Annotated in this window: 12 protein-coding genes, 1 tRNA gene and 1 riboswitch; of the genes, 11 read left to right on the top strand and 2 right to left on the bottom strand. The window is 39.3% G+C overall.

The window, feature by feature from the left end; translation table 11 throughout:
- The first annotated feature begins 4 nt into the window (after positions 1-4).
- Positions 5-7,108, top strand: a complete 7,104-nt coding sequence (locus tag HX124_RS01470; RefSeq protein ID WP_286418648.1) for an Ig-like domain-containing protein — start codon at positions 5-7, stop codon at positions 7,106-7,108.
- A gap of 46 nt (positions 7,109-7,154) precedes the next feature.
- Here HX124_RS01470 and HX124_RS01475 read toward each other — a convergent pair whose 3' ends face one another.
- Positions 7,155-8,006, bottom strand: coding sequence for a LysR family transcriptional regulator (locus tag HX124_RS01475; RefSeq protein WP_286381729.1), 852 nt, complete (start codon positions 8,004-8,006; stop codon positions 7,155-7,157).
- Between the two features lie 166 nt (positions 8,007-8,172).
- Between HX124_RS01475 and HX124_RS01480 the strand changes: the two genes are divergently transcribed.
- The 5 genes from HX124_RS01480 to dld all read left to right on the top strand — a co-directional run bounded on the left by HX124_RS01480 (position 8,173) and on the right by dld (position 15,014).
- Entirely contained in the window at positions 8,173-9,084 is a 912-nt protein-coding gene (locus HX124_RS01480; protein ID WP_286381730.1) for a DMT family transporter, read from the top strand.
- Between the two features lie 481 nt (positions 9,085-9,565).
- Complete coding sequence (gene lldP, locus HX124_RS01485) at positions 9,566-11,236, top strand: L-lactate permease (protein WP_286381731.1); 1,671 nt, start codon at positions 9,566-9,568, stop codon at positions 11,234-11,236.
- A 31-nt stretch (positions 11,237-11,267) separates the two neighbouring features.
- Positions 11,268-12,011, top strand: a complete 744-nt coding sequence (gene lldR / locus HX124_RS01490) for a transcriptional regulator LldR (RefSeq protein WP_286381732.1) — start codon at positions 11,268-11,270, stop codon at positions 12,009-12,011.
- A 3-nt stretch (positions 12,012-12,014) separates the two neighbouring features.
- Positions 12,015-13,169 (top strand): FMN-dependent L-lactate dehydrogenase LldD, encoded by a 1,155-nt coding sequence (gene lldD, locus HX124_RS01495; RefSeq protein ID WP_286381733.1) that lies wholly within the window; start codon positions 12,015-12,017, stop codon positions 13,167-13,169.
- 153 nt (positions 13,170-13,322) lie between these two features.
- Positions 13,323-15,014 carry a D-lactate dehydrogenase gene (gene dld / locus HX124_RS01500; RefSeq protein WP_286381734.1) on the top strand — a complete coding sequence of 564 codons (1,692 nt, stop codon included), beginning with the start codon at positions 13,323-13,325 and terminating at the stop codon, positions 15,012-15,014.
- Positions 15,015-15,064: 50 nt separating this feature from the next.
- On the opposite strand, the gene HX124_RS01505 is transcribed toward dld, so the two are convergent.
- Positions 15,065-15,892 carry a hypothetical protein gene (locus HX124_RS01505; protein ID WP_286381735.1) on the bottom strand — a complete coding sequence of 276 codons (828 nt, stop codon included), beginning with the start codon at positions 15,890-15,892 and terminating at the stop codon, positions 15,065-15,067.
- A gap of 241 nt (positions 15,893-16,133) precedes the next feature.
- On the opposite strand from HX124_RS01505, the gene HX124_RS01510 reads away from it, so the two are divergent.
- From HX124_RS01510 to uca, 5 genes are all read left to right on the top strand, one after another.
- Positions 16,134-18,167: an NADPH-dependent 2,4-dienoyl-CoA reductase gene (locus tag HX124_RS01510; protein WP_286376386.1), complete on the top strand. Its 2,034-nt coding sequence runs from the start codon at positions 16,134-16,136 to the stop codon at positions 18,165-18,167.
- A gap of 98 nt (positions 18,168-18,265) precedes the next feature.
- Positions 18,266-18,355 (top strand) — tRNA-Ser (locus HX124_RS01515).
- 359 nt (positions 18,356-18,714) lie between these two features.
- Positions 18,715-18,812, top strand: a riboswitch (guanidine-I (ykkC/yxkD leader).
- 26 nt (positions 18,813-18,838) lie between these two features.
- Positions 18,839-19,588 carry an urea amidolyase associated protein UAAP1 gene (locus HX124_RS01520; protein ID WP_286381736.1) on the top strand — a complete coding sequence of 250 codons (750 nt, stop codon included), beginning with the start codon at positions 18,839-18,841 and terminating at the stop codon, positions 19,586-19,588.
- An 18-nt stretch (positions 19,589-19,606) separates the two neighbouring features.
- Positions 19,607-20,260, top strand: a complete 654-nt coding sequence (locus HX124_RS01525) for an urea amidolyase associated protein UAAP2 (protein WP_286381737.1) — start codon at positions 19,607-19,609, stop codon at positions 20,258-20,260.
- A gap of 2 nt (positions 20,261-20,262) precedes the next feature.
- The gene (gene uca, locus HX124_RS01530) at positions 20,263-23,880 is read left to right on the top strand and encodes an urea carboxylase (protein ID WP_286381738.1); all 3,618 of its coding nucleotides are present in this window, start codon (positions 20,263-20,265) and stop codon (positions 23,878-23,880) included.
- Positions 23,881-23,893: the final 13 nt, after the last annotated feature.

Raw genomic sequence — 23,893 nt, forward strand, 5'->3', positions numbered from 1 at the left:
AGTGGTGAGTGATGCCGCAGGTAACACCGCAACAACAGCAGTACAAACGATAGTAGTCGATACAACTGCACCAAAAGTAGGAGTAATTAATCTAACTGCATATGAAGATACAGGTGCTAAAGCGGATGATTTCGTCAGCCAATATCGTAGCTTTGACTTAACTTTGACTGGGCAAGAAGCAGGCTCAACTGTTATTTACCAAGTTTCCAAAGATGGCGGTAAGACATGGGTAGATACAGATGCGAAGCAAACAGATCTAGTCGATGGAACTTATCAGTTTAAAGCAGTCGTGACGGATGTTGCAGGAAATACACAAAGCACAAATATTCAAAAAGTGACTGTTGATACAACTGTGCCAAAAGCAGGGGTAATTAGCTTAACTGCGTATGAAGATACAGGTGTGAAAGCGGATGACTTTGTCAGTCAAGATAAAACATTTGACCTTAGCCTAACAGGGCAAGAAGCAGGCTCAAGCGTTATTTACCAAGTTTCTAAAGATGGTGGTAAGACATGGGTAGATACAGATGCGAAGCAAGTTGATCTAGTCGATGGAACTTATCAGTTTAAAGCAGTTGTAACAGATCTTGCAGGAAACACTGCGACGACAGCGGTACAAACGGTGGTGGTCGATAATCTGATTCAGATTTCGGCTAATACAGTTGCTGATTTATCGGTCAGTAGTGATAATGTTATTCGCTTACAAGAACCAAGTAAAATCACTGATTTTGTATTAAGTTTGAACGATTTACCGAGTGATTTAGATGTTTCAACCTCAGTCATTGAAACAGAGGTTTTAGGGAAGAACTATACTTTCACTTATCATGCAGGAACAAATGAATGGGTTGCTCAGATCCCTACCGCTGATTTATGGGTAGATGCACCTTCTGCACAGTTAATTGTTAATTTGAGTTTTCAGGATGTTGCAGGGAATATTCAAACTCAGCAAATTACACATGAATACTTTATAGATCCACAGCCTGATTTACCTGGTATTACAAAAGCAATTGCTAATGATCAAGATGGTACAACCATTGAAGGCTTTGCTTATGCTGGTAGTACAATTGAAATTTTTGATTCAAACTCTGTGCTCATTGCAACTGTGGGCACTGATGCGGCAGGAAACTTTGAAGCACATTTACCAGCAGGTTATCAAAATCAAGATTTAACGCTAACAGCAACATATAATGGTTATACAAGCCCACCAGCTGTTTTATCTGTTGTTGAAGTTCCTATTTTAACTGTTCAACATATGAGTGAAACAGGAGAAATTACAGGTCTAATTACTTCAGGTAGTGAGCTTATTATCTATGACACTACTGGAAAGGTCATAGAAACGATACAAGTCACTGAGAATTCATCAGCGAAACTTGCTCAAACAGGAACAGTTGAATTTACAGCACAATTAGGCAATGCGATTCCAGAAGGTGAAACGGTTGTTATTGTTGCTAAAAAGAATGAAATATCAGGATATGAAAATGCTGTTCTGGCAGATTATACCGCACCTCAAATAGATGGGCAGATTGAATTTGATCAATATGGAACAAGTATTTCAGGTAAAATTTTAGATGCAAGCAATGTTTCAATTGATATTTATGATGTAAATGATAATTTTCTTGGGCATGCAGCAACATTGGCAGATGGAACGTTTACTGTTCAGTTAATAGCACAAGTCAATGAAGCAGAAGCGCTTAAAGTTAAATTGACGGATAAAAATAATAATATTACTGAAACTACGATTGTAGCACCAAATGTTGCTTATCCACCGCAAGTGACACTTGTTGGAAAAGATAATACTATTCAAGGTTTTGCTGAAGACTTAAGTGTTGTCATTGTAAAAGATGCTCAGGGAAATGAGTTAGGGCGTGTGAGTGTTGCTGATGATGATCATTCATCTGTGAGTGCGTTTTCTTTAGTTGCTAATCGTGCATTGATTGAAGGAGAAACACTTTATTTGAGTATTATTGATCAACATGGCGTAACCAGTGAAGATGAACTTGTCCTTGTAGATTGGACTGCGCCAGAACCTGCTACTGATTTATTATTTGATCAAGAAGGTTCAGTATTGACAGGAACAGCAGAGCCATGGGCAACAATCATTCTCCAAGATGAATTTGGCAATGTGATCAATACAGGTTCATCGAATACAGTGGATGAACAAGGTCATTTTACAATTTATACTGATCTACACGATGCTCAAAAAATCAATGTTATTGTTGTAGATGCAAATAAAAATGAAAGTGTTGCAGCATCTATTATTGCTCCAGATTATGCGAAAGAACCGTATATCTATAAAATTGCTCAAGATGGAACTATTTCAGGAAGCGCTGAAGCATTAAGTACAGTCATTATCACAGATATCAATGGCGTAGAGGTTGCTACAGGTGTAGCAACAAATTATGGGGATTTTGAGCTTGTAAGTAAACGTCCACTAATTGATGGTGAAGAATTATTTGCAGAGATTACAGATATACGTGGTAATCAAAGTCAAAAATCTAGTGCTATTGTTGATTATACTGCACCGCCAGCAATTACAGATTTGGTACTTGATCCAAATGGTATTCATTTTACAGGAATAGCTGAAATTGGGAGTTGGATTGAAGTTCTTGATAAGGATAATAATGTAGTTGGATATGGGTATACATCATATAATAGTGAGCAGGTAGAGGGTAACTTTCGTGATTACTTATTAAATGGACAAGAACTTAAATTTGTAGTGATTGATGGAGCAGGGAATAGAAGTACAGAAGTTATTGCTCATGCACACAACGATGTAATAGCACCTGAGCCAATTTTAGACATTGTCTTAGATGAAAATGGACTTAACTTTACGGCTAAAGCTGAAGCAAATAGTTTAGTAAAAGTATTGGATACAAATAATCAGGAGATTGGTTCAGGTTATACAGATTCAAATGGACAAGTCATAGGGTCATTTTATAATTACTATCTGAATGGTCAAAGTCTGACTTTTATTGTGGTAGATCGTGCAGGTAATGAAAGTGTAGCTACGCATAAATCTGCATTAATTGATGCGGTTGCACCAGAAGTTGCAACTCACCTTGAGTTTGTAGAAGAAGGCTCTGTATTAAAAGGAATTGCTGAGCCTAATGCAAGGATCAAAGTATTGGATAGTTCAGGTCAATTGATTAATATTTGGTCTGATGCGGTGGGTGCTGATGGTAGTTTTATTGTCAGTCTTGGAAAGCATTATCTTCATAATGAAGAGTTTAAGGTAGTGGTAGTAGATTATGCTGGCAATGAAAGTAATCCTGTCACTATTAAAGCTCCACTTGATGATGTTGCACCTGAGGCGTTAAAAGATATTGTTTTAAATGAAGATGGACGTAATTTTACAGCAACTGCTGAAGCAAACTCGACCATCAAAGTTTATGATGAAAATGGTATTGAAATCGGTCTGGGTTCTACCAACGAAACTGGTCAAGCGACTGGATATTTTTATAATGTCTATTTAAATGAAGAAAAATTGCATTTTGTTGTGCTTGATCGTGCTGAAAACTCAAGTGCTGAAACAGTTATAAATGCTTTATTGGATAATATTGCACCATCGGCTGCAACAGATTTAAATCTTACAGAAGGTTATTACGGTTCAATTCTTACAGGTAAGGCTGAACCAAATACAACCATCAAAGTTTATGATCAAGAAGGTAACGAACTCTCTGTACGTTGGGGATCATATAACGTCAATGCAGATGGTGTTTTTAGCTTAGAATTTTATAATTACTTGCTCAAAGCACAAGAACTTAGCATTGTTGTGGTGGATGCAGCAGGAAATATAAGTCCAGAAGCAAAAATCATTGCACCACTTGATGATATTGCACCTGAGGCGTTAAAAGATATTGTTTTAAATGAAGATGGACGTAATTTTACAGCAACTGCTGAAGCAAATACGACCATCAAAGTTTATGATGAAAATGGTATTGAAATCGGTCTGGGTTCTACCAACGAAACTGGTCAAGCGACTGGATATTTTTATAATGTCTATTTAAATGAAGAAAAATTGCATTTTGTTGTGCTTGATCGTGCTGAAAACTCAAGTGCTGAAACAGTTATAAATGCTTTATTGGATAATATTGCACCATCGGCTGCAACAGATTTAAATCTTACAGAAGGTTATTACGGTTCAATTCTTACAGGTAAGGCTGAACCAAATACAACCATCAAAGTTTATGATCAAGAAGGTAACGAACTCTCTGTACGTTGGGGATCATATAACGTCAATGCAGATGGTACTTTTAACTTAGAATTCTATGATTACTTGCTCAAGGCACAAGAACTTAGCATTGTTGTGGTAGATGCGGCAGGTAATACAAGCCCAGAAGCAAAAATCATAGCACCGTCAGATGATGTTGCACCTGAAGCGTTAAAAGATATTGTTTTAAATGAGAATGGGCAAGAGTTTACAGCAACTGCTGAAGCAAACTCGACCATCAAAGTTTATGATAAAGATGGTATTGAAATAGGTCAGGGCTTTACCAATGAAACAGGTCAAGTGGCAGGTTCTTTGAATCAAGTTTATTTACATGGTGAAGAGTTACACTTTGTTGTACTTGACCGTGCGAAAAATCCAAGTCCTGAAACGGTGGTTACTGCTTTGGTTGATGATGTACCACCAAATAAAGTAGAGCAGCTTGTTTTGGATACTGAAAATAATATTATTTCAGGACAATCTGAAGAAAATATATTGATTGAGGTTTTAGATCCATATAATCAACTGGTTCATTCAGTTAATACAAATTCTGATGGAGATTTTTCATCTTATTTTTATTTTAATTTAAGCAAATATCAAGGAGAAGATTTAAGAGTTGTTGCTGTGGATCGTGCAGGTAACCGTAGTGAAGAGGCTGTAGTCAATATTCCATTGGTTGAAAATGGTCTTGCTGCTGCTACAGATGTCAAAATAAATGAACTAGGTAATACCATTACAGGAAATGCAGAAGCTGGTAAGTCTATTGAGGTTATTGATAGTAGTACAGGGCAGGTAATTGCTCAATCTTATATCAATGAAGCAGCTTTTACTGTTGAATTAAATGGTTATTATTTACAGGGTCAAAGCTTACATGTTCGTGTTTATGATGGAAGCCAATACAGTCAAGTTACAGAGATCGCAGCACCATTAGATAATGTTGTACCAGTGGTTCAGGATTTTAATATTTCTGAAGATGGTTATATAACAGCAACAACTGAAAAAAATAGTACGTTGAAAATTGTTGATCAAGATGGTGATATTTATCAAAATATGACTTTAATTTCAGATGAAAATGGTCAAATTAATGTAGGTATAGGAGCATTTTTCCTACCAGGAGAAGTACTGACGATTACAGCAACAGACTTGGCAAAGAATGAAAGTGAGGCTGTAACCTATATTGTACAAGCGAGTACTCAAGCACCAGCGGCTCCAAGCAATATTGTGCTTACTGAAAATGGCTTAACGCTGACAGGGCAAGCGGATGCATCGACACAAATCGTTGTTTATGAAAAAAATGGAAACATGGTTGCATCTGGATATAGTGGTGAATATGGGCAATTTGCTATACAGTTCAACCAACCTTATACCAGTGGACAGGTGTTAAGGGTAGTTGCTTATAATAATTATCCAAGTAACTATACAGAAATTACCGCACCTCTAGATACAATTGCACCAGAAGCCCCAAGTGATTTAGCGATTGATCTAGAACAACAAGCTCAATATATCACTGGGCAAACAGAAGCTTTTGCAAAAGTGGAAGCTTTTAATGATAAAGGTGAAAGTCTAGGTTATACCACTCAAGCGGATGTTGATGGTGATTTTTCATTATATGTAGCGGGTTTATCAGGTTCTGGTTATTGGAATGGTGAGACGATACAAGTCCAAGTGACTGATGCAAATGGTAATACAAGTCCAATGACATTAGTGACAGCACCAATTGATCATTTAGCACCATCGGTTGCTACTGAATTAAAATTAAACGAAGGCACATTAACAGGTATTTCTGAACCATGGAGTTCGATACGTATTGAATATATCTCAGGTGAACATACTCAAAATACCTATACAGCAATAGCTGATCAAGAGGGTAATTTCTTACTTGGTCTTCCTCTATATGTTGTAGACGTGACTTTGACCGTGATTGATCGTGCTGGTAATGAGAGTCAAGCGATCACATTGGCAACAGCGGAGTTAGCAGAAAATTATAGTAAAGCACCTGTGGTGAAAGAGATTCAAGTAGACAATGCGACAGGGCAGTTTACAGGCAATGCAACGCCGAATAGTCAAATTATTGTTAGAGATAGTGACGGTAATCAAATTGGAGATGGGCGCTCAAATGCTCAAGGTCAAATAACAGGTAGTTTAGGAGGGTATACTGCACTAGACCAAGAAGTACATTTTGTTGCTATAAGTAGCGCAAATGTTGAAAGTACTCAATATGCAATGAATGTGAGCTATGTTTATGTCCACCCTGTACCAAATGCTGTGACTGATTTAAGTTTAGATGAAACAGGATATTTAATAGGTAATGCAGAGGCTCAACGTGAGATAAGAGTTGAGGATGGTCAAGGAAATGTGATTAATCAGTTTACTAATGACAATGCTGGATCATTTAAAATAGATTTAGGTGGATATCAAGGGATTGTAAATGTCATCGCAGCACATACAGAGTATGGTGAAAGTGTCGCTGTAAGCCTTGATACTAATGATTTTGTTCTTATGCCAACTCATGAAGCAGAAAGTCGTGCACAAGATGACATATTTGTTGGCTATCTCAATGAAAGTGACAATGTTATTTTCAAAGTGCTTGAGGAAAGTAGTGCGACAGGAGGGAATGGTCTTGATACTTGGACGAACTTCCATGTTGGTGATACAAGCAATGATACAGCCGCAGATAAAATTAATTTGAGTGAGTTATTTGTTGATGATACTGCGACTTGGAATGATTTAAATTCAGTGTTGGATCACATTCTTGTTGAATTCGATGAGGCAAATAATAACACCGTGATTAGTATTGACCGAGATGGCAGTGGAACAAATTATGAAATGACACAGCTTTTAATTCTTGAAAATGTGAATACTACATTAGATGACTTATTGAATAATCAACAGATTGTATATTAAGTTTTAATATGATCTAAAGGAGCCTTTTCGAAGGCTCTTTTTTATTTTAAAGGCTTTCATTTAACCCAACAAATTGCTTCTCAATTGGGGTAAATACATGGTCATTTCGAGCAATGAGATACAAGCCAATTTCACGATATTGTTCAGGTACTTCCATATAATATTGGATTTTAAACTTCTCAATGAGCGACTTTGCAATCATGGAAATACCCATACCAAGTTGAGTAAATTGAATCAATGCCTCATGATCAAAAATATGAGTCATTTCACCTTTTTTAATGTGATAATCAGTAAAAATTTGATCTAATGTCGTTGAATAACAACATTGTTCAGAAGCCAATAAAATATTTTGATGATGCAGACAATCAGCAAAATGATCATGATTAATTATATTTTTTCCAATGATCACAAGTTCATCATCAGCTTTATGAATATATTGTAAATTTTTCTGTTTTGAGTGCCCAAGCACATAAGCAATATCTAAATTTCCCTGCAAAATTTCATCTTCAATAAAACCTGTAGCCCCCGTTTTCATGGTGATGGAAAGGTCGGGATAAGTTTCATAAAGTTGATGAAACGAGGGATAAAAACGCATGCCTCCCATACTTGTATTGGTACCAAAACGCAGCTTTTTTTCTTGTTGATAAATCTTATTTTCAGTTTCTTCCCAAGTAAACAGCATTTTTTTATATTGATCATACAAATGAATGCCTGATTCAGTCAGTTCAACGCCTTTGGGCTTACGAATAAAGAGTTGACGTTTATAGTGATTTTCAATTTTTTTGATTTTTGCGGTCATATTAGACTGTAAATAATTCAGCTTATTTGCCGCGGCTGTGATGCTTTTAAGTTCAGCAACTGTGACAAAAGATTTAATATCATTAATGTCAATATTCATATAAAACCTCAAGATTTAGTCAACTGACTGTAGAAAAAAGCAAAGAAGAGTCGGGATGTTTGGCAATACACATCAAAAAAAATGATGTATCTATTAAAACATAGCATTATTCATGATGTCATTTATTTTTTATACTGAACAAACTTTCTATTTTTGAGTACAGCAAATGAATATTAAAGTTGTGAGTGCCATTGCGTTGCTGTGTTTAGTGTGGGGATCATTATGGGGACTGGTCAAACATAGTCTTTCGATCTTTCCGCCTTTTTTATTTGTTTCAATGCGCCTGATTTTGGCTGCATTGACGTTGATGATTGTACAAGCTGTACTTAGAAAATCGATTTTACCAAATCAAGGTGATTGGAAAGCGTTGATTATTTCTAGTTTAATGATTTGTTTTGGTTTTTATGCAACGCAAGTTTTTGCGATGCAGTTTGTAGACTCAGGACTGTCTGCGGTTTTGGTGTTTACAATGCCTATTTTTATTGGCGTATTGGCACATTACTTTTTAAATGAGCGTTTAAATTCGCAAAAAATCATTGGGCTCATTTTGGGAACATTGGGTCTGGTTGCGATTCTGTGGCCTCAGTTACAACATATTCATGTCAATGTGGCTTTAATTGGACAATTTTTCCTGATTCTTTCTGGCTTTTTCTGGGCTTTAACCACAGTGTATATGAAAAAGAATTTTGCAACATACGACAAAATGAAATTGACCATTTGGCAGTTACTTTTAGGTGGAAGTGTTATTTTAATCGGGGCTGTGGTATTTGAACCGATCAATTTGAGTGTGTGGAAAAATCCTTTAAATAGTTCGATTTTGTTTTATATTGCTGTCATCGGAACAGGGTTTGCCTTTGTACTTTGGAATTGGATCGTGAGTCAGGTGGATACTTTTGTGGCTTCTATCTCGATTATGTGTATTCCAATTTTAAGTTTATTTTTTGGTTATGTTTTATGGCATGAACCTTTGACAGTTAATATTTTGATCGGTGCTGCTTTTATTTGTTTGGGAATTATTTTTAGTTCATTAAAAATAAAAGCTCAATCACGAAGTGCTGAGCAAAAAAGTATATCTTGATAGAGAAAAACCAATAAAAACTTTATTTTATAGACAAGTGTTGTTGTAATTTTGACAGGAAATCTCTTTACAATTCAGTAAAAATGCTGAGTTTTTGTAGAGAGATTTTTTAATTTTTAAGAGAAAAAAGCAAAAAGTTGATTTAAAAAAATCGAAAATTTAAATCTAAGACTAAAGTTGTAGGTGTTTTTTTATAAATGTTATTTTTAGGAAAAATATAAATAAAAACAGCAAATTTTCTTTACTTATTTTTAAATTAATCAGCAAAAATACTTGAACCAATTCACATATTTTCAAATAAATTGGTATGACCAATATTTGTATTCTGGTTTTCAATTGCTTATTTAATGGAATAATTCTACAATTTTGCGCTAAATAGGCGGGTATTTAGGTTTTATTGTAAAATTGGTATGACCAATTTTAACTTAATTTAAATATCTGATCTGACCAAATTCAACTTTCCTGAAAGCATTTCAAGGAGATGACAATGCTTCAACAATGGCAACAAATTTATGATCCGATGGGCAATATCTGGATTTCCAGTTTAGTTGCCTTGATCCCAATTATTTTCTTCTTTCTGGCATTGGCTGTGTTCAGAATGAAGGGTAGTGTCGCAGGTACAATTACCGTTGTACTGGCACTTTTAGTTTCTTTATTTGCCTACCAAATGCCAACTGCAATGGCATTTGCCTCAATGGTCTATGGTTTTTTATATGGTCTATGGCCAATCGCATGGATCATTATCGGTGCAGTATTCCTTTATAAAATTTCGGTTAAAACGGGTCAGTTCGACATTATTCGTTCTTCGATTTTGTCGATTACTGAAGATCAGCGTTTACAAATGCTGTTTGTGGGTTTTGCCTTTGGTACGTTCCTTGAGGGAGCAGCAGGTTTTGGTGCGCCTGTAGCGATTACCGCAGCATTATTGGTTGGCTTAGGTTTTAAACCATTGTATGCAGCAGGTCTGTGTCTGATTGTAAATACAGCGCCTGTTGCCTTTGGTGCAATGGGGATTCCAATTATTGTGGCAGGGCAGGTTTCAGGTGTTGAAACCATGGAAATCAGCCAGATGGTCGGTCGTCAGTTGCCATTTATGGTGATTATTGTGTTGTTCTGGATCATGGCCATCATGGATGGTTGGCGTGGTGTGAAAGAAACATGGCCTGCGGTAATTGTCGGTGGTGGTTCTTTTGCTTTGGCACAATACTTGACTTCGAACTTTGTTGGTCCTGAACTGCCTGATATTACAGCGGCAATTGCGGCATTGGTTTCGCTGACCATTTTATTGAAATTCTGGAAGCCAAAACATATTTTCCGTTTTGCCAATGAAGACAGCTCGATTGATGAAAATCTTGCTGCACAAAAACAGCAAAAATACAGTATTGCTCAGATTGCCAAAGCATGGTCACCGTTTGCCATTTTAACCGCAATGGTCACGATCTGGAGTATTCAACCGTTTAAAGCATTATTTGCCAAAGATGGTGCGCTCAGTGATTTGGTCATTTCGATCAAGGTGCCATTTTTACATCAAATGATTCAAAAAATGCCACCTGTGGTCAATGAAATCAAAGACTACGATGCCATTTATAAATTTGACTGGTTGTCTGCAACAGGTACCGCGATTTTTATTGCTGCAATCATTACCATCATTTATTTAAAAATGAAGCCAAAAGATGCAGTAGTGACTTTTACTGAAACAGTGAATGAACTGAAAATTCCAATTTATTCAATTGGGATGGTGTTGGCTTTTGCATTTATTGCCAACTATTCAGGTATGTCTGCAACGCTTGCACTTGCACTTGCGCATACAGGTCAGGCATTTACCTTCTTCTCACCATTTTTGGGATGGCTGGGCGTGTTCCTGACAGGTTCAGATACATCGGCAAATGCATTGTTCTCTGCATTGCAGGCAACCACAGCACAACAAATTGGTGTACCTGAAGTTTTACTTGTTGCCGCCAATACCAGTGGTGGTGTGACAGGTAAAATGATTTCACCACAATCTATCGCCATTGCCTGTGCGGCAGTTGGTTTGGTGGGTAAAGAATCTGATTTGTTCCGTTTTACCGTCAAGCACAGTATTACCTTTACGGTGATGATTGGTATTATTATCACATTACAAGCCTATGTGTTCCCATGGATGATTCCATAACACGATATTGAGTGTGAGCTGAGGAAAGCAGATGAAAGTCTCTGACAAGATTGTACAAAATTTAAAGTTGTTGATTGAAGACAACAATATGCAAGTCGGAGACCGTTTACCTGCGGAACGTAAGCTATGTGAACAACTCGCAGTTTCCCGTTCCTCTTTGCGTGAAGCCATTCAACAACTGACCAGTACGGGCATGCTGGTCAGCAAAGTCGGAGCGGGTACTTTTTTACAGCAACTGCCAAGTAATTGGTCGAAATATCAGATTGTTGAACCGCTCAGTAATCTGATCGATGAAGATCCTGCCTATCGTTTTGATGTGCAGGAAGCCCGAATTATTTTGGAAGGTGGTACAGCATGGTATGCCGCCCAGCGTGCCACACCAAAGGATCTGGAAAATATCCGTCAGTGTTATGACCAGATCACCCATTTTCAGGCATTGGGAGATGATCATCAGGCAGCCATTGCCGATGCAAAGTTTCATCTTGCTATTGCTGAAGCCTCGCACAATCTGGTCTTGATTCAGATGATGCGGGGTTTATTTGATTTGTTGCAATACAACGTGGTTTTGGGCAGACGCAAAGTCTATACCGAAGCCAAACGTTACGATCAGTTGCGTGACCAGCACTTTCAGGTGATGGATGCAATTGAGCGACAGGATCCAGAAGCTGCGCGAAGTGCAGTCTGTGGACATATTGAGTTTGTAGTTCAGCAAGTACGGCTGATTGATGAGGAAGAAGCCCGTCGTCAACGTGCAAGTCGATTAAACAGGATATAGAACATGATTATTTCTTCTGCAAATGACTACCGTGAAGCCGCGCGACGTCGTCTACCGCCATTTTTATTTCATTATATTGATGGTGGTGCGTATGCGGAATATACCCTAAAACGCAATGTGGAAGATTTATCAAAAATTGCTTTAAGACAGCGTGTTTTAAATGACATGTCGCAACTGAGTTTAGAAACGAAGCTGTTTGATGAAACCTTGTCGATGCCTGTTGCGCTGTCGCCTGTAGGTTTAACAGGGATGTATGCACGCCGTGGTGAAGTGCAGGCAGCGGTTGCTGCTGACAAAAAAGGTATTCCTTTTACATTATCGACAGTTTCCGTTTGTCCGATTGAAGAAGTTGCACCTGCGATTAACCGTCCAATGTGGTTTCAGTTGTATGTGCTGCGTGACCGTGGTTTTATGAAAAATGCCTTGGAACGTGCCAAAGCCGCAGGTTGTTCAACTTTGGTCTTTACTGTGGATATGCCTGTTCCCGGCGCACGTTACCGTGATGCACACTCAGGTATGAGTGGTCCAAATGCAGCAATGCGTCGTTATATGCAGTCTTGCTTCCACCCGCACTGGGCTTGGAATGTCGGCTTGTTGGGTCGTCCGCATGACTTGGGCAATATTTCTAAATACCTAGGCAAGCCTACAGGTCTGGAAGATTATATCGGCTGGTTGGGCAATAACTTTGACCCATCCATTTCATGGAAAGACCTAGAGTGGATTCGTGAATTCTGGGATGGTCCAATGGTCATCAAAGGCATTTTAGACCCTGAAGATGCTAAGGATGCTGTGCGTTTCGGTGCAGATGGTATTGTGGTATCGAATCATGGTGGTCGTCAGCTCGATGGTGTTTTATCTTCTGCTCGTGCGCTGCCTCCAATTGCAGATGCAGTAAAAGGCGATATTAAAATCTTAGCGGATTCGGGTATTCGCAACGGTCTGGATGTGGTGCGTATGTTGGCTTTAGGCGCAGATACTTGTATGTTGGGACGTGCCTTTGTATATGCATTGGGTGCAGCAGGTGGTGATGGTGTTTCCAATCTGCTTGATTTAATTGATAAAGAAATGCGTGTGGCAATGACTTTAACAGGTGCTAAAACCATTGCAGATATTACCTCTGATTGTTTGGTGAAATTAGAGAAAGAGTTGGCGGGTTAAATACGTCATTTCAGATGCATTGAAGTTCCTTCTCCCTTTGGGAGAAGGTTAGGATGAGGGGAAGAATTTATCTCCTTCATTTAATTGAAAAGCACCTCTCCCTAACCCTCTCCTGAGAGGAGAGGGAATATTAAAAATGGAAGACGGTATAAAATGCAAACTCAATCATCAAACACCATCCAAAACCTCATCAACATCGTTGGTCAACAACACGTTCTAACGAGTGATAACGACACACGCCTCTACCGCCAAGGTCGTCGCTATGGTTCGGGGCAGGTATTGGCTGTGGTGGTGCCGGGGACTTTGCTTGAACAATGGCAAGTATTACAGGCAGCGGTGAATGCCGATTGTATTGTGATTATGCAGGCGGCAAATACAGGTTTGACCGGTGGTTCGACACCTTTTGGTGATGATTATGATCGTCCTGTAGTTCTACTGAGTACCCGTCGTCTGGCAGGTATTCAGGTGATTAATGAAGGTCAGCAAGTGATTTGCTTACCGGGTGCAACTTTAGATCGGCTTGAAAAAGATTTGGCACAATTTAACCGAGAACCACATTCGGTGATTGGCTCTTCTTGTATAGGTGCATCGGTTTTGGGTGGTGTGTGCAATAACTCAGGTGGTGCACTGGTGCGCCGTGGTCCTGCCTATACGGAACTTGCGTTATATGCACAGGTCAATACTTCGGGCGAGTTAGAGTTAGTCAATCATCTCGGGATGAATTTAGGGCAAACACCTGAAGAAATTCTATCGAATCTTGAAAATAAAAATTATCAAATCAAAGACATTATTAACAATGCAAGTTGCTGTGCATCAGATCAGCGTTATTCACATGATGTGAAGCAGGTCGATGAAAATACCCCTGCACGTTTTAATGCCGACCCGACACGTTTATTTGAAGCATCTGGTTCGGCAGGCAAAGTCTGTGTTTTTGCAGTACGTTTGGATACCTTTGAAAAAATTCCAAGTCAGGTGTTTTATGTCGGTACCAATTCACATGATGATTTGACTGAAATTCGCCATTTCTTGCTCAAAGATTTGCCACGTCTGCCGATTGCAGGGGAATACATTCACCGTGTTGCTTATGACATTGGTGCGGAATATGGCAAAGACACGTTTATGTTCATTGAAAAGTTTGGTACGGCAAAAGTGCCTGCCGCATTTGCCATGAAAGACAAAGTCGATGGTTATCTGGAAAAACTGCATTTACGTGGTTTATCTGATAAATTTTTGCAGCTTGTGACCAAATTCATGCCGAATCATTTACCGAAACGTATGAATGAATTTCGTGATTTATATGAACATCATTTGGTGATTCGCATTGAAAATCAGGATGTGGATCAGGTCGAAAATTTCCTGAAAGATTATTTTGGCAACAAAGATTCAGGTAATTATTTCCGTTGTACCGATGAAGAGGGTCGCAAGGCTTTTTTACATCGTTTTGCGGTGGCAGGTGCGGCAATTCGTTACCGAGATACCCATCGTTCAGAAGTGGAAGATATTGTCGCACTCGATATTGCACTACGTCGAAATGACCGTGAATGGGTAGAAACCTTGCCAAAAGCGATGGATGAGCAAATCATTCATAAACTTTATTATGGGCATTTTTTATGTCATGTGTTCCATCAGGATTATATTGTTAAAAAAGGTGTAGATCCTTTGGCAATGGAGCATGCAATGTGGCATTTGCTTGATGATCGTGGCGCGGAATATCCTGCTGAACATAATGTTGGGCATTTATATGTGGCAAAACCTGCATTGAAAAATCATTATCAAAAACTTGATCCAACCAACAGTTTTAATGTGGGAATTGGGCAAACGAGTAAGTTAAAGCATTGGAAATAATGCTTTAATTTTAAAAATGATGCATTAAGCTATGTAAAGACATGGCTTTTTTATTTGTGTTGACCGATTTTAGAAGAAATAAACCCCAAAACAAATGCACTGACAAAAAATACAATCGCTGAATACAGTACAGAGTGACTGCTAAAATAAACGGCTAAAGTTGCTAAAACGACAATGGCAGTACATAGCCAAATTGCTAAACTTGAAGATTGTGTATCTTGTGTTGTCATAGAGGTAAAACTTTCTGAATTTTCAAAGGGATCGGTCTGATCTTTAAGCTTTGATTCTAATACGATCTGTGGAGTTTCACCATAAAAAAAGTAACTATGATCTTCAAAACGGGCAAAGTCTTCACGCTGAAATTTTGCGAAATCTGAGTTTTGTACTGTATTTAACCGATAATTTTCAAGTTGTTGTAAGGGATGCAGTAAAAATTCAGCATCATCAGGATCTAAAGGTAAGCCATTGGTTCTAAGCAAAATATATTGAGGAAAATGCTGTTCGATCATCGCTTGAAAATCTGCAAAATAGCCTACATGCTCCGCACCAAAAATCTCAATAAAAACAGATTTTTGCTGTGCTAAATTGACCAAAGCCTGTTGTTGATCAATGACTAAATAGGCATAATGTTCATCAGCACATTCCTGTTGATATTCTTCAAAATCATTTTGGTGATGAATATCGTTAAAATCTAAATCTTCAATATATTTTGCCCAATGAAGATTGTCCTGTTTAAACAGCATGAACCATAAAATTGGAATAAAAGCATTTGCTTCAAGTTCAAAAGAAGCAGTCTGAAAAAAATCTTGCCATTGATTTTGGCTGCCCAAAGGCATATGACTAAAGGTTGAACTGGTTAAAAATACAGGATGGCTCATGATCTTCGATGCTCTATTTTTAAGTTTTATGATGATGTGATTTAGCCTAGCCTAACTTTATGATAAGAATTGTTGTAAAGCTGTAGGGTTCAGTATGCAAGAATCAGTTTTATTTTTATATATTGATGAAATTGACATTATCAACATGGAAAAAAATAGAAGTAGTCATCCTAAAATTTCTAAATTTCGATACAGTAGTATGCAACAAGTTGCAAAGCCAAATATTAAAAAAGGATGTGCCATGACAACTCGCTATGCCAATATTTTAAAACCGTTGCATTTAGGATTTACGACCATTAAAAACCGTGTGGTTATGGGATCAATGCATACAGGTTTAGAAGACCGTTTTTATAATTATCCAAAACTCGCTGCTTATTTTGGTGAGCGTGCCAAAGGTGGTGTAGGGCTGATTATTACGGGTGGGATTTCACCTAACCGTCAAGGCTGGTTATTGCCTGCTGGCGGTACTATGAATACCTTGGGAGATATTGCACCTCACCGCTTGGTCACCCATGCAGTACATAAGCATGGTGCCAAAATTCTCATGCAAATCCTGCATGCAGGTCGTTATGGCTATCAACCTTTTGTGGTTTCATCAAGTCCAATCAAATCACCGATTTCACCTTTTAAACCACGTCAAATGAGTGATCGTCTGATTTTAGACACTATTCAGGATTATGCCAAAACTGCAAGTTTGGCAAAAAAAGCAGGTTATGATGGTGTGGAAATCATGGGTTCAGAAGGCTATTTGCTGAATCAGTTTTTAAGCCGCCATGTCAATCAGCGTGAAGACCGTTGGGGTGGTCCAATTGAAAACCGTATGCGTTTTGCCGTGGAAATTGTCAAAGCGATTCGTGAACAAGTCGGTGAAAAATTTATTATTTGTTTCCGTTTGTCTTTGCTGGATTTGGTTCATGATGGCAATACCATGGATGAAGTTATTACTGTGGCACAAGCATTGGAAAAAGCAGGAATTACGCTGTTAAATACAGGCATCGGCTGGCATGAAGCTCGTGTTCCTACCATTGTTACTTCGGTCCCACGTGCAGCTTTTGTCGATTATACCGCTGAAGTCAAAAAACACGTTTCTGTACCTGTTATTGCATCAAACCGAATCAATATGCCCGATACAGCTGAAGAAATTCTGGCAGCAGGCAAAGCAGATATGGTGCAGATGGCTCGTCCATTACTTGCCGATGCATTTTGGGTCAATAAAACCGCAACCAATCGTGTTGATGAAATTAATACTTGTATTGCGTGTAACCAAGCTTGTTTAGATCATAGCTTTCAAAATAAACGTGCAAGTTGTTTGGTCAACCCACGTGCAGCACATGAAACAGAACTCGTGTATCTAAAAGCGAAAAAACCGAAAAAAATTGCGGTTGTCGGTGGTGGTGTGGCAGGCATGTCTGCAGCAACGGTTGCGGCTGAGCGTGGACATCAAGTGACTTTATTTGAAGCAGCGAATGAAGTGGGTGGGCAATTTAATCTGGCAAAAGTGGTTCCAGGTAAAGAAGAGTTCCATGAAACTATTCGTTATTTCAAAGTTCAGATTGAAAAAACAGGGGTAGATTTACGTTTAAATACCAAAGTCAATCGTGAGCAGCTTGAACGTGAAGGCTTTGACGAAGTCGTAATTGCTACAGGTGTAGTACCTCGTGCATTAAAGATTGAAGGCAGTGATGCACCGCAAGTGTTGTCTTATGCGGAAGTGTTACGTGGTGCACCTGTGGGGCATAGTGTTGCGGTCATTGGTGCAGGGGGGATTGGTTTTGACGTATCGGAATATTTACTTAAACCAGAGCATCAGCCACAGCCACAACCTTTGGCAGACTGGCAACGTGAATGGGGGGTCGACTCAAATCCAAACTATATGACCGAAGGTGGTGCTGTTCCTGCTGAGGTTGAAGCACCGATTCGTCGGATTTATCTGATGCAACGTAAAACAACCCCGTTGGGCATAGGCTTGGGTAAAACGTCTGGTTGGGTTCATCGTGCACAATTGAAAAAACACGCAGTGCGTATGATGCGTGGTGTGCAATATAAGGCTGTGACCAACGAAGGTTTATGGGTTGAGGTCAATGGTCATGACCAATTATTGCGTGTGGATACCATTGTAGTCTGCGCAGGTCAGGAGTCTGTGAAAGATTTAGTGCCAAAAGAGGGTGAAAATACCTTGGCAAATTATCATGTGATTGGTGGTGCCAAGCTCGCAGGTGAGTTAGATGCTAAACGTGCAATCCGTGAAGGTGCTGAAATTGCAGCCAAACTTTAAACAAAATCTTTGATTTTGGTGAAACATTATGCACTTGAATGCTTTAAGCTTATATTTTACTTGTCATAATTTAAAAAGCTTAGTATTCTTGCGCACATGGAAGCGTGGCAGAGCGGTTTAATGCACCGGTCTTGAAAACCGACGAGGGTGCGAGTCCTCCGTGAGTTCGAATCTCACCGCTTCCGCCAAATATTTAAAAGACCCTTGATCATTCAAGGGTCTTTTTTTGCTTTTTATTTTTGATTAGAGCTGCTTATTGAATAAAAATAAATTTCATCAGCTTATAAGTTCTTTGCTATAGAAAGATATTCCAATTGTTTTATTGGTCGAATCAAGACTGCCATATTTAACTTTTTATAAAATTTCAATAGCACTATTCAATCTATAGTTACCACTGAATTTAAAGCATTGTTGAATATTTCAGTGCATTTTTATACGCCATCATAGGGTTGTGCGCAATCATTGCTCATTTTTGCTGCCATTGAGTATGATGAATGCAATAAATCGTAATATTAAACTGGCACGTCATTTGCATTTCTTCTGTCATGAAAAAGTGATCTAGGGTTCCGATACTTCAATTGTATGTCTGAGACCGAGAGTTCACGGCTCGCTTGAGCTACACGGAGGGATAAAAGCCCGGGAGGTTGAACTAATCAGCAGAGGTCAGGCAAATGAGCAGATCAGACAGCATCTTTCACGATCAGACTCCATTATGGACAGAACTTTTACCGGGCGGACATCATTGGTCGGGGCGTATTCGGCGGGGCACATTGTTGCAATTTCAGGCATTAGGCGCACAAGCCAATGTGTCCTTATTTTGTGTAAATGCTGAAGATAAACTTGAGCGTTTTAATATGCCTGACAGTTTAAAAGCACAACATACTGCATTTTTAAGTACAGGGCATATTCTGATGTCCGATCTGGGGCGGGTCATGGCTTCCATCGTCAGAGATGATCATGGTTGGAATGATGTTTTTTGTGGTGCAAGCAGTGCTACACAAATTGAAAAGCAATTTGGCAAACAGACTTTTCAGGATGCACGTAATGAAATGTACCGCAATGGCAAGGACAGTTTAGTCCTTGAAATGAGCAAATATGCTTTGGGGTGCAGTGATTTAAGTGCAACCGTCAATTTATTTTCCAAAGTTAAACCAAATGATGCAGGTGAGTTGTCTTATATCCATTCAGATAATAGCAACCAAGTCATTGAACTTCGCTTTGAAATGGATTGTTTGGTGTTCTTATCCTCTGCACCACATGCACTTGATAATCATGAAACTTATCAACCTGCCGATGTGAATATCCAATTATTCAAAGCCTTGCCTTTAAGTGATCATGATATTTGTCGTGACTCATGTCCACAAAATCAACGTGCATTTGCCAATAATGCACGCTACTACGCACTTGAAAGCACGATCTAATTCAGCAGGAGAATGACCATGACGATTTTACAATCTTTTGAAAAAACAGTGTTAAGTGAAGTTTGTCCTGCAGGTGAAGCATGGATGTGCGAAGTTAAAAAAGGACAGTTTTTCCGCATCATTGATCTTGAAGGCAACCAAGCAGTAGATACCTTATTCATCAGCGCAAATGATCCAAACGAACGATACAGTGCAACCGATACCTTAGCTATTAACCAGCAGATTTATTTAGAAAAAGGCACAACTTTATATAGTAATTTTGCTCGTCCAATCGCCACCATTCACGATGATAACTGCGGACGTCATGACACTTTGGGCGGGGCATGTTCCTGTGAAAGTAATACGGTGCGCTATGCACATGACACTTTTCCAATGCACAGTTGCCGCAATAATTTTATGACAGCTTTATCACAGCATCCTATTGCGCTTAAACATCACCTAAATGTACGCCATATTGGACCCAATATTAACTTTTTTATGAATGTACCTGTCACCGCAGAAGGTGCATTGAAATTTGAAGATGGTATTTCAGCACCAGGAAAATATGTGGAAATACTGGCTGCAATGGATTTAATTGTGCTGATTTCAAATTGTCCGCAACTCAACAATCCTTGCAATGCTTATAACCCAACCCCTATTCAACTGATTGTCCATCATGGTGAGGAGGCATAAAAATGTTGAATAAAGTCCTGATTGCCAACCGTGGTGCGATTGCTTGCCGTGTGATTCGTACATTAAAAAAATTAGGAATCGCTTCTGTTGCAGTGTATTCCGAAGCAGATCGTGACTCTTTGCATGTGACTTTGGCGGATGAAGCGGTCTTTATTGGGGATTCATCTGCAAGTCAAAGCTATTTAAATATTGAAAAAATACTTGAAGTCGCCAAGCAGACAGGGGCAGAAGCGATTCATCCCGGTTATGGTTTTTTGTCTGAAAATGCCGAATTTTGTGATCTTTGTGAGAATCAAGGCATCGCATTTATTGGACCCACTTCAAGTCAAATGAAAGACTTTGGTTTAAAACATACCGCACGTGAGTTGGCAATTAAAAGCCAAGTCCCATTGCTTCCGGGAAGTTCCTTATTGGCAGATGAGGCAGAAGCATTACGGGAAGCTTCACGGATTGGCTATCCTGTTATGTTAAAAAGTACTGCAGGGGGGGGCGGTATTGGTATGCGTCTGGTGTGGAATGAAACGGAGCTTAAAGAGGCTTATCAAACCGTTTCTTATCTTGCACAAGCAAACTTTAAAGATGCAGGATTGTATTTAGAAAAATTTGTAGAGCATGCCCGACATATTGAAGTACAAATTTTTGGTGATGGCAAAGGGCAAGTATTGGCTTTAGGTGAACGTGATTGTTCCGTACAACGCCGTAATCAGAAAGTCATTGAAGAAACACCTGCGCCGCACCTGAATGATGAGCAACGTGATTATTTACAAGACGTTGCGATTCAACTGATGCAGTCTGTCAACTATCGTTCGGCAGGGACTGTCGAATTTGTGATGGACACAGAAACACAGCAATTTTATTTTCTTGAAGTCAATACCCGTTTACAGGTAGAGCATGGTGTGACTGAACAGGTTTTTGGTGTAGACCTTGTGGAATGGATGGTGACCCTTGCAAGTGGTGATTGGACTGCACCAACTGAAAAGTTACAGTCGCAAGGGCATTCTATACAGGTTCGTTTATATGCTGAAGATCCTGTCAAACAATTTCAACCGAGTGCAGGTTTGCTGACCTCTGTGAAATTTGATGATAATGCACGAGTAGAAACCTGGGTGGAAACAGGTTCCAATGTGTCATCATTTTATGATCCGATGATTGCGAAAATCATTGTCACTGCAAAAAATCGTGATGATGCGATTCAAGCTATGACAGATACATTGGCAAACACCTCAATTGCAGGCATTGAAACCAACCTTGAGTATCTGGAAAATATTATTGCCTGTGATGTGTTTCATCAAGGTACACAGACCACACGCTTTTTAAATACGTTTGAATGGACTATACAAAAAATTGAAGTCTTACAGGCAGGGATTCAGACTGCTGTGCAAGACGTTACGGGGCGGGTGGGCTATTGGGATGTTGGGGTGCCGCCATCGGGTGCAATTGATCCCTTATCATTGAATATTGCCAATCAACTGCTCGACAATCCGCATAATAGTGCAGGTCTGGAATGTACTTTGCAGGGTCCGACATTAAAATTTCACTGTGACAGTCAGATTGTCATCACAGGTGGTGACATGGTTGCAACCTTGGATGGTGAAGCTGTTGCTATGTGGCAAAGTATCACTGTCAGAAAAGGTCAAATCCTGAAAACAGGTCAAATCAAAACAGGCTGCCGCAGTTATATTGGCATCAAAGGTGGGTTGAAAGTACCTAAGTATTTGGGTTCTCAGGCAACTTTTACTTTAGGGCAGTTTGGTGGACATGCAGGGCGTAATTTGTTGGTCGGTGATATGTTGCCGATTACGGCATATCACGCAACAGATCCATCAGCAGAAATCAGGGCATTAGCACCAACGCAAAGACCAACATTCAGCAATACATGGGAAATTGCCGTGATGTATGGACCCCATGGCGCCCCTGATTTTTTCACAAAAAAAGATATTGAACGATTTTTTGCCCAAACATTTGAAATTCATTTTAACTCAAGCCGTACAGGTGTACGGTTGATTGGTGAAAAACCTGAATGGGCACGTATGGATGGAGGTGAAGCAGGTCTACATCCTTCCAATATTCATGACAATGCCTATGCGATTGGCGCAATTGATTTTACAGGCGATATGCCAATTATTTTGGGTCCAGATGGTCCAAGTTTAGGTGGTTTTGTTTGTCCTGCCGTGGTGATTCATTCTGAACTTTGGAAATTAGGTCAGTTGAAAGCAGGTGACAAGGTAAAATTTGTTCCAGTCAGTTATGCGCAAGCCAAAGTATTAAATGAAAAATATCATGCACAATTGAAAGCATCGGATAGCTTAGAAGCAACATTTGATGAGCCATTTTATCCTGAACTGGCAACACTACAAAATGCAGTTTTGGATACTTTAAAAGGTCAAAATGGTTCGCCTGATGTGGTTTATCGTCCGGCAGGCAACAACTATATGTTGGTTGAATATGGTGAATTGGTACTTGATCTCAATTTACGCTTTCGTATCCATGCGCTGATGCAATGGGTAAAAGAGCAAAATATTCAAGGTATTATTGACCTAACACCGGGTATCCGCTCACTGCAAATTCATTTTGATTCGATCAAACTGGATCAATTGGATTTATTACGTTTACTTCAAGTCGCTGAAACGCAATTGCCAGATGTGACGACTATGGAAGTTCCGTCACGCACCGTTTATTTACCATTGGCTTGGGAGGACTCACAAACTCAACTCGCTACTGAACGCTATACGCAAACAGTTCGCCATGATGCACCGTGGTGCCCTGATAATATTGAGTTTATTCGTCGTATCAATGGTTTAAAAGATAAGCAAGCAGTTAAAGATGTAGTGTATAACGCCAACTATTTAGTCATGGGTTTAGGTGATGTTTATCTTGGCGCACCAGTAGCGACACCGCTTGATCCACGTCAGCGTTTAGTGACCACAAAATACAATCCTGCACGGACATGGACACCTGAAAATGCAGTGGGTATTGGTGGCGCATATATGTGTGTTTATGGCATGGAAGGTCCCGGGGGGTACCAATTTGTGGGGCGTACCACGCAAATGTGGAGTCGTTATCGTCAAAATCCTGATTTTTCCGAAGGCATGCCATGGTTGTTACGTTTCTTTGACCAAGTGAAGTTTTATGAAGTTTCTGAAACTGAACTTTTGCAAATGCGTGAAGATTTTAAGGCAGGACGTTTAAAACTTCGTATTGAAGAGGGAATGTTGAACCTCAAACAATATAACGACTTTTTGCATGATCATGCTGAATCGATTGCTGCATTCAAATCCATTCAACAAAATAATTTTGATGCTGAACGCCGTCGTTGGCATGAGGCAGGGCTTGCAGAATATATTTCTGAAAGTCTGGATGCTGTGGATGATGGCGAAGCAGTTGCGATTCCTGAAGGTGGTTGTGCAGTTGAATCTCACATGCCGGGTTCAATCTGGAAAATTGAATGTGCTTCGGGTGATATTGTGGAAGAAGGCGCAACATTAGCTGTGATTGAAGCGATGAAAATAGAGATTCCCATCATTGCACCTGAACGGATGAAAGTTGAGGAAATTGTGATTGAAAAAGGGCAAACGGTGAAAACAGGGCAAGTGTTGTTTACTTTGGCGCCTGTGGCTTAATTCTATTTATAAG

Source organism: Acinetobacter sp. 226-1, from assembly GCF_030329325.1.
Lineage (GTDB): Bacteria > Pseudomonadota > Gammaproteobacteria > Pseudomonadales > Moraxellaceae > Acinetobacter > Acinetobacter sichuanensis.

What these genes read in the sequence shown, in the direction of transcription:
- HX124_RS01475 (WP_286381729.1), bottom strand. Translation starts at nt 8,006, where the DNA reads ATGAATATTGACATTAATGATATTAAATCTTTTGTCACAGTTGCTGAA.
- HX124_RS01480 (WP_286381730.1), top strand. Translation starts at nt 8,173, where the DNA reads ATGAATATTAAAGTTGTGAGTGCCATTGCGTTGCTGTGTTTAGTGTGG.
- lldP (WP_286381731.1), top strand. Translation starts at nt 9,566, where the DNA reads ATGACAATGCTTCAACAATGGCAACAAATTTATGATCCGATGGGCAAT.
- lldR (WP_286381732.1), top strand. Translation starts at nt 11,268, where the DNA reads ATGAAAGTCTCTGACAAGATTGTACAAAATTTAAAGTTGTTGATTGAA.
- lldD (WP_286381733.1), top strand. Translation starts at nt 12,015, where the DNA reads ATGATTATTTCTTCTGCAAATGACTACCGTGAAGCCGCGCGACGTCGT.
- dld (WP_286381734.1), top strand. Translation starts at nt 13,323, where the DNA reads ATGCAAACTCAATCATCAAACACCATCCAAAACCTCATCAACATCGTT.
- HX124_RS01505 (WP_286381735.1), bottom strand. Translation starts at nt 15,892, where the DNA reads ATGAGCCATCCTGTATTTTTAACCAGTTCAACCTTTAGTCATATGCCT.
- HX124_RS01510 (WP_286376386.1), top strand. Translation starts at nt 16,134, where the DNA reads ATGACAACTCGCTATGCCAATATTTTAAAACCGTTGCATTTAGGATTT.
- HX124_RS01520 (WP_286381736.1), top strand. Translation starts at nt 18,839, where the DNA reads ATGAGCAGATCAGACAGCATCTTTCACGATCAGACTCCATTATGGACA.
- HX124_RS01525 (WP_286381737.1), top strand. Translation starts at nt 19,607, where the DNA reads ATGACGATTTTACAATCTTTTGAAAAAACAGTGTTAAGTGAAGTTTGT.
- uca (WP_286381738.1), top strand. Translation starts at nt 20,263, where the DNA reads ATGTTGAATAAAGTCCTGATTGCCAACCGTGGTGCGATTGCTTGCCGT.